We start from the raw sequence: 6,672 nt of genomic DNA, 5'->3' as shown, positions 1-6,672 counted from the left end.
CCCGCCGGGGGCCAGCCGCCGGTCCGGGTGCGCGCCGACCGCGCCGGCCCGGCGCAGCCCACCGAGGGAGGTCCAGACCGCGAGCTGGTCACCGCCGTTGAGGTACGCGACCTGCTGCGGTCCGAGCGCGCCGTGGTCGGTGACCGGGGTGCCGGCGAGCGCCCGGAACCGGTACACCACCGTGCCGACGACCAGGACGACGGCGGCCACGAGGTACCAGCGCAGGAAGACGGGGCCGGGTACGCCCCAGGTGTCGGCCGCGAGGACGGTCATGGTCTGCTCCTGTCGCGAGGGGGTCGCGGCTCATTGTGGAGCAGGAGCGCCAGTGTCGATCTCCGCGGAGGGTCGAGTTACCGGACCGAGACTCAGTGCCGGCGGACGGCCTCCTCGACCAGGTCGAGCACCCGGCTCAGGTCTCCGGCCGGGCGGCCCATCGCCAGGTGCAGCACCAGCCCGTCGTACGCCAACTCCAGGAACTGGGCCAGCACGTCGATCGGCACGTCGTCGCGTAGCACACCGGCCTCGCGCTGGCGCAGCAGACGTTCCCGGGTCGCCTCGGCGATGGCGGCCGAGCGTTCCGCCCACCGCCTGGCGAAGGCCGGGTCGGTGCGCAGGCGGCGGGAGACCTCCAGCTGGCTGCCGAGCCAGCCGGTGGTGTCCGGGGAGACCGCCCGGGCCAGCAGGTCGCGCATGACCTGGACCAGGCCGTTGCGCGCGACGGTCTCGACCATGGCGGCGGCGTCGTCCTCGGCCACGGCGAGGAAGAGCGAGTCCTTGTCCCGGAAGTGGTGGAAGATCGCGCCCCGGGACAGGCCGGTGGCCTCCTCCAGCCGTCGCACGGTCGCGCCCTCGTAGCCGTGCCGGGCGAAACACGCTCGCGCGGCGGCCAGGATCTCCTGTCGGCGCGCGTCGAGCTGGTCCTGACTTACTCTGGGCACGGCACGATCGTCGCAGGTGGAGACGGTCGACGCAAACCGTACGTACGGCTTGGGAGGCGGTTCGCTAGCATCCCGGTCGTGTCGCTCCCCTCCCGCCCGTTGACCGTCGCCGCCGTGCAGGCCGAACCGACGCCGGGCGACGTCGCCGGCAACGCCCGCACCGCCGCGCGCCTGGTCGTGCGGGCCGCCGCCCGTGTCGTCGTGCTGCCGGAGCTGTTCCTGCCGGCGTACCACCCGCCCACGCTGGGCGTCGACCCGGCCGGGACGGACGTGGCCGCCGACCCCGACGGCCGGGTCGACGACCCGCGGCTGGACCCGCTGCGGAACGCCGCCCGGGAGGCGGGGGCCGCGGTGGTGATCGGTGCGGCGGTCCGGCACCCGGACCGGCGGCGCACCATCTCGTCGCTGGTGGTGGACCCGACCGGCGCGGTCATCGTGGGGTACGACAAGCAGCAGCTCTGGAGCGGCGAGCGCGAGCTGTTCGACGCCGGTCGGCGCGGCGCCACGCTCGTGGTCGAGCAGTGGCGGTTCGGCCTCGGCATCTGCTACGACGGCTGCTTCCCGGAGCACGGCCGGGCCGCGGCCGCCGACGGCGCGCACGGCTATCTCTGCCCGAGCGGCTACCTGGCCGGCTCCGCCCACCGCCGGGATCTTTACTACGCCGCGCGGGCGCTGGACAACACGATGTACGTGGTCTTCGCCAACGCGGTGGGCGGCGCCGACCCCTGGCGGTTCAACGGTGGCGCGGCGGTCTACGACCCGGAGGGTCGACCGCTGGCCCGGGGCGCGGACACCGGCGAGGACGTGCTGACGGCGACGCTGGACCCGGAGGCGCTGGCCGCCACCCGCGCGGCGCACACCATGCTGCTCGACCGGCCGCCCCACGACGGCGCGGCGCGGGCGACGCTGGCCGGGTGAGCGTGGTGGGGGGACCCTCGGCCCTGTCGGTGCTCCGAGCCTTCCCGTAGGGTGCCCAAGTGCCGTTGCTCCTGCTCGATCTGGACAACACCCTGCTGGACCGCGACGGGCCGTTCCGCGCCTGGGGAGAACGTTTCCTGGAGGGCGTCGGCGCGCCGCCCACCGACCTCGACTGGCTGGTCTCCGTCGACGCGGACGGGCTGACCAACCGCTGGGACGTCGCCGACGCCATCCGCGACCGCTACGGCCTGCGCATCCCCTCGATCGACCTGGTGGAGGAGCTGCACGACGGGGTGGTGGCGCTGATGCGGCTCGACCCGCTGGTGGCCTGCGCGTTGCGGATCGCCGCCGACGCCGGCTGGGTGCCGGTCGTGGTCACCAACGGCGCCTCCCGCCAGCAGGACACCAAGATCCGCAAGACCGGCCTGGACCGCTACGTCGCCGACTGGGTGATCTCCGAGGAGGCCGGCGTCAGCAAACCGAACCCGCGCATCTTCGCGCTCGCCGCCCAACGGGCCCGGATGCCGCTGCGCGGCGCGTGGGTGGTCGGCGACAGCCCGGAGGCGGACATCGGCGGCGCGACCGCGGTGGGGCTGCCCAGCGTCTGGCTGCACCGGGGCCGGCGCTGGTCGGACACCCGCTTCGCGCCGACCCGGGTCGAGGACGGGCTGATCCCGGCGGTGGCCGCCGTGCTGGCCGGCTGAGCGCGGCGGCCGGAAAACCGGTTGCGCGGTCCGGGCCGGCCCACGAGCATGGTGCCGCGCGAGGGCGCAGCCGGGTGTCGCCCGGTCGAGGAGAGGAGGTCGGTCATGGCCGTCTTTGCAGGGTCGTTCCACCTGCCTCCACCAGCCTCGATCGAAGGACAGATCCACCCGTGCGCGATCACGACCTCCCGGCGCCGCAGCGCCGTGGCCGCGGCAAGAGCCGCTTCGACGACGACGAGCCCGACTTCCTGAAGCGGGGCCGGCAGGCCCCGCCGACCCTCACCGACCCCGACGCCGAGCCCGACGCGGAGGACAGCTGGTCCTCCTGGGACCAGGCCGTCCACGGTCCCGAACCGCACCCCGACTGGCTGGTCACCGAGCTGGCCGCCCGGGACACCGAACTCGGGGTGCTGAAGACCGGCAAGGAGGCGGACGTCCATCTGGTCCGCCGGGCCGTGCCGGACACCGACCGCGCCTGTCTGTTGGCGGTCAAGCGTTACCGCGACGCCCAGCACCGGCTCTTCCACCGCGATGCCGGCTACCTGGAGGGCCGCCGGGTCCGCCGGTCGCGGGAGATGCGGGCGATGGCCGGCCGCACCGCGTTCGGCCGGCAGATGATCGCCGGGCAGTGGGCGGCGGCCGAGTTCGCCGCGCTGTCCCGGCTGTGGGAGATCGGCGCCGCCTCCGGGCGGATCGCCGTGCCCTACCCCGTGCAGCTGCTCGGCACCGAGCTGATGCTGGAGTTCGTCGGTGACCCCGGGTCGGGGGAGGCCGCGCCCCGGCTGGCCCAGGTCCGGCCCACCGACGACGGGCTGCGCGACCTGTGGGAGCAGTTGGTGGAGGCCCTGCTGGTGCTGGCCCGGGCCGGGTTCGCCCACGGCGACCTGTCGCCGTACAACCTCCTGGTGCACGCCGGCCGGCTGGTCATGATCGACCTGCCGCAGGTGGTCGACGTGGTGGCCAACCCGCAGGGGGCCGAGTTCCTGGCCCGCGACGTGCGGGTGGTGGCCGCGTGGTTCACCGCCCGCGGGCTGCCCGACACCGTCACCGACCCGGCGGCGTTGACCGGGGTGCTGCTGCGGGAGGCGGGGATCCGCTGACCGTCAGGTGTCCCGGGCGGGGAGTCGCCCCGCCCGGGACGCCGGGTCACTGGAGGTAGCGCTCGACCTCCGGCACCGGGCGCTCGCCCTGGGCGTCCGGGTCGCCGTGCGCCTGCCGGGCGGCCCGGCGGCGACGGAGCAGGTCCCAGCACTGGTCCAGCGACTCCTCCAGGGCCCGCAGCCGCTCCCGGGCCTCGTCGTCGGTGCCGGCCTCGTGCTGCTGCGCGTCGGAGCGCAGCCGGTGCTCCTCGTCGACGAGTTCCGAGATCCGGCTCAGGATGGTCTTGTCGTCCATGCCCGAAGCTTGGCACAGCGGAGGCGTCCGCGCCCGCGTTCCCCGGGGACGACGCACGGGCACCAGAAGACTTCCCGCGTGACGCACGTCCCACGCGTTCCATTCTCGACAAAGAGATTGTTGTTACGTGAAATATCCTCCGTACCGTCTTTTGATTCGTCGCTCAGGATGGCATGCTCACGGGCAACGTTTCACGGGTCGCGACGGGGAGGCGACCCTCAGCAACCCGAGGGAGCGTTCAGGTGGCCGAATCGTCCGGCCTGTCCCAGCCTGTCGGCCGGCCGCACACCGTGCCCCTGCGACAGATCCTGCCCGCCGTCCTGCGGGACCCGGCCCGGGCGCTGATCGACGTTGGCAACCGCACCGGCGGCGACCTGGTCCGGCTCAACCTCGGCTCGTTCCGCCCCTACCTGGTCACCCACCCCCGGCACGTGCAGCACGTGCTGCGGGACCGGGCAGACAACTACGAGCGGGCCGGGGACGGGCTGTTCTGGCGCCCGGTCAAGCGACTGTTCGGCGAGGGCATCCTCGGCGAGGGGCAGATCTGGTCGGCCAGCCGCCGGATGCTCCAGCCGATGTTCACCGCGAAGCGGGTGGAGGCGCTCATCGACGGCATGGCGGACGCCATCCGCGACGCGGTCGACGAGCTGGACGAGCCGTACCGCGCGGGCCGGCCGGTGGACATCGGCGTCGAACAGGCCCGCATCGTCAGCCGGGCGATCATGAAGGTGCTCTTCGCCGACCGCATCTCCGTGCCGGACGCGATGCGGGTGATCGAGGCCCAGGACCGCATCGCCACCGCCGTCATCCCGCGGATCGTGGTGCCGTTCGCGCCGCTGTCGCTGCCGATGCCGGGGGACCGCGCGTTCCGCCGCGCGGTACGCGTCGTCGACGACGTGCTGGTGCCGATCGTCCGGCAGACCCGCGAGGCCGCCGACCAGGGTGACGACATCATCTCCACGCTCTGGCGGGCCCGCACCGACGACGGTCGGCAGCTCGACGAGCGGCAGGTCCGCAACGACACCGTGGCCATGTTCGCCGCCACCACCGAGACCACCATCAACGTACTCACCTGGGCCTGGCCGCACCTGCACCAGCATCCCGAGGTCGCCGGGCGGCTCTACGCCGAGATCGACGAGGTGGTCGGCGCCGGTCCGGTACGCCGGGAGCACCTGAACCGGCTCACCTACACCCGGATGGTGCTGGACGAACTGCTGCGGCTCTACCCGATCGGCTGGATCATCCCGCGCCGCGCGGTCGCCGACGACGTCATCGACGGCGTGCCGATCGAGGCCGGCGCCACCATGGCGGTCAGCCCGCTGATCACCCAGCGGATGCGGCAGTTCTGGGACCGCCCGGACGAGTTCGACCCGGAGCGGTTCCGCCCGGAACGGGTCCGCGCCCGCCACCGCTACGCCCACTTCCCGTTCGGCGGCGGCCCGCACCAGTGCCTCGGCATGTACCTGTTCTATCTGGAGGCCCAGCTCATCCTCGCCACGATGCTCAGCCGCTACCGGTTCCGGCTGGACCGGGCCGACGTACCCGGGCTGCGGCTGGCGGCGGCGCTGCGACCACGCCGGCGGGTCGAGCTGACCCTGCTCGCCGCCGGCCCGGCGGAGTCGGCGTGACCGGCGGGCCGCTGCCGGATCCGATCGCCGCCGCCGCCGAGCAGGGACGCATCTGCGCGCTCGCCGCACACGGTCAGCGCGGCCTGCGCCGGACCGCCGCCGCGCACCCCGAGCTGTTCCCCGGCGAGCCGTTCGACGCCACGCTGTTCAGCAGCATCGCCTCGGCGATGGCGTTCAGCGCCCCCTGGCACACCGCCGCCGAACTGGCGGTCACCAACCGTGCGGTGCTCTGGGGCTTCGCCGTCGACTGGCTGGTCGACCACGAGGCGACGGATCGGGCCGAGGTCGACCGGATCTCCGCCACCTGCCTGGCCGTACTCGACGGCGTGGACACCGACGACCCGCTCGGCCGCTTCCTCGCCGAGCTGCGCGACGACGTGGCCGCCGCGCCCGGTTACCCGGCGCTGCGTGGACGCTGGCGCGCCACGATGGAGCGCACGCTGCGGGCGATGGCGCGGGAGTGGACCTGGCGGCGCACCACCCGGCCCACGCTCGCCGACTACCTCGACAACGCGGACAACCTCGCCGCCACCGTGGTCAACGTGGCCCACTGGATCCACACCGGATCGGTGCGCGACACCGCCGAGCTGGACCGGCTGATCGAGGTCGGCGACGAGGTGCAGCGGGCTCTGCGGCTGGTCAACGACCTCGGCACGCACCGGCGGGACGCGGAGTCGGGTGACCTCAACGCACTGCTGCTGGTCGACGATCCGGCGGAGGTCGAGCGGCGGTTCGCCGAGCAGGTCGACCACTGCCGCGTCCTGCTGGCGAAGCTGGCGGGCGAGTCGCCCCGGGAGGCGGAGTTCCTGTCCCGTCAGCTCGGCTTCACCACCGGGTTCTACCGCCACACCGACTTCTGGGGCGTGCGGTGAGCCTCACCGCGGAGCCGGAGGTCCGGGCCGGACCCGCGCGTGAACCGGCCGGCGCGCCGGTGGCCGACCCGGCGGGCCCGACCTCGCCCTCGGTCTACGAGACCGGTCGGCTGGTCGCGTCGGCACCCTGGCTGCCCGGCCACGGCGAGCGGCTGGCCTGGTTGCTCGACCGGCAGCGCCCGGACGGCGGTTGGGGCGCCCCCGGCGGCTATGCGAT

8 protein-coding genes and 1 pseudogene are annotated in these 6,672 nt (G+C 74.0%); 6 read left to right on the top strand and 3 right to left on the bottom strand.

Translation table 11 applies throughout. From position 1 onward, the window contains the following. The coding region (locus HUW36_RS22520; protein ID WP_174529996.1) for a TIGR04222 domain-containing membrane protein at positions 1-273 on the bottom strand (273 nt) is incomplete at its 3' end. A 92-nt stretch (positions 274-365) separates the two neighbouring features. After that, on the bottom strand, positions 366-938 hold the full coding sequence (locus tag HUW36_RS22515) for a TetR/AcrR family transcriptional regulator (protein ID WP_174529995.1): 573 nt from the start codon (positions 936-938) through the stop codon (positions 366-368). 78 nt (positions 939-1,016) lie between these two features. Here HUW36_RS22515 and HUW36_RS22510 point away from each other — a divergent pair, with 78 nt between their 5' ends. The 3 genes from HUW36_RS22510 to HUW36_RS22500 all read left to right on the top strand — a co-directional run bounded on the left by HUW36_RS22510 (position 1,017) and on the right by HUW36_RS22500 (position 3,660). After that, positions 1,017-1,856 (top strand): carbon-nitrogen hydrolase family protein, encoded by an 840-nt coding sequence (locus tag HUW36_RS22510; RefSeq protein WP_246248279.1) that lies wholly within the window; start codon positions 1,017-1,019, stop codon positions 1,854-1,856. Positions 1,857-1,915: 59 nt separating this feature from the next. Next, positions 1,916-2,560: an HAD family hydrolase gene (locus HUW36_RS22505; RefSeq protein ID WP_174529994.1), complete on the top strand. Its 645-nt coding sequence runs from the start codon at positions 1,916-1,918 to the stop codon at positions 2,558-2,560. A 170-nt stretch (positions 2,561-2,730) separates the two neighbouring features. Further along, positions 2,731-3,660, top strand: coding sequence for a serine protein kinase RIO (locus tag HUW36_RS22500; protein ID WP_174529993.1), 930 nt, complete (start codon positions 2,731-2,733; stop codon positions 3,658-3,660). 46 nt (positions 3,661-3,706) lie between these two features. Here HUW36_RS22500 and HUW36_RS22495 read toward each other — a convergent pair whose 3' ends face one another. Continuing rightward, the gene (locus tag HUW36_RS22495; RefSeq protein WP_091573435.1) at positions 3,707-3,955 is read right to left on the bottom strand and encodes a DUF2630 family protein; all 249 of its coding nucleotides are present in this window, start codon (positions 3,953-3,955) and stop codon (positions 3,707-3,709) included. 290 nt (positions 3,956-4,245) lie between these two features. Between HUW36_RS22495 and HUW36_RS22490 the strand changes: the two genes are divergently transcribed. The 3 genes and pseudogenes from HUW36_RS22490 to HUW36_RS22480 all read left to right on the top strand — a co-directional run. Continuing rightward, positions 4,246-5,583 carry a cytochrome P450 gene (locus HUW36_RS22490; RefSeq protein ID WP_174529997.1) on the top strand — a complete coding sequence of 446 codons (1,338 nt, stop codon included), beginning with the start codon at positions 4,246-4,248 and terminating at the stop codon, positions 5,581-5,583. Continuing rightward, positions 5,580-6,455 carry a terpene synthase family protein gene (locus HUW36_RS22485; RefSeq protein ID WP_174529992.1) on the top strand — a complete coding sequence of 292 codons (876 nt, stop codon included), beginning with the start codon at positions 5,580-5,582 and terminating at the stop codon, positions 6,453-6,455. Before HUW36_RS22490 ends, HUW36_RS22485 begins: the two co-directional genes overlap by 4 nt. After that, positions 6,452-6,672 (top strand): annotated as a pseudogene (locus HUW36_RS22480) (prenyltransferase/squalene oxidase repeat-containing protein); the annotation flags it as partial. The gene HUW36_RS22485 and the pseudogene HUW36_RS22480, both read left to right, overlap by 4 nt.

Source organism: Micromonospora maritima (assembly GCF_902825405.1).
Taxonomy (GTDB): Bacteria; Actinomycetota; Actinomycetes; order Mycobacteriales; family Micromonosporaceae; genus Micromonospora; species Micromonospora maritima.
This window is presented reverse-complemented; position numbering and strand designations above follow the sequence as displayed.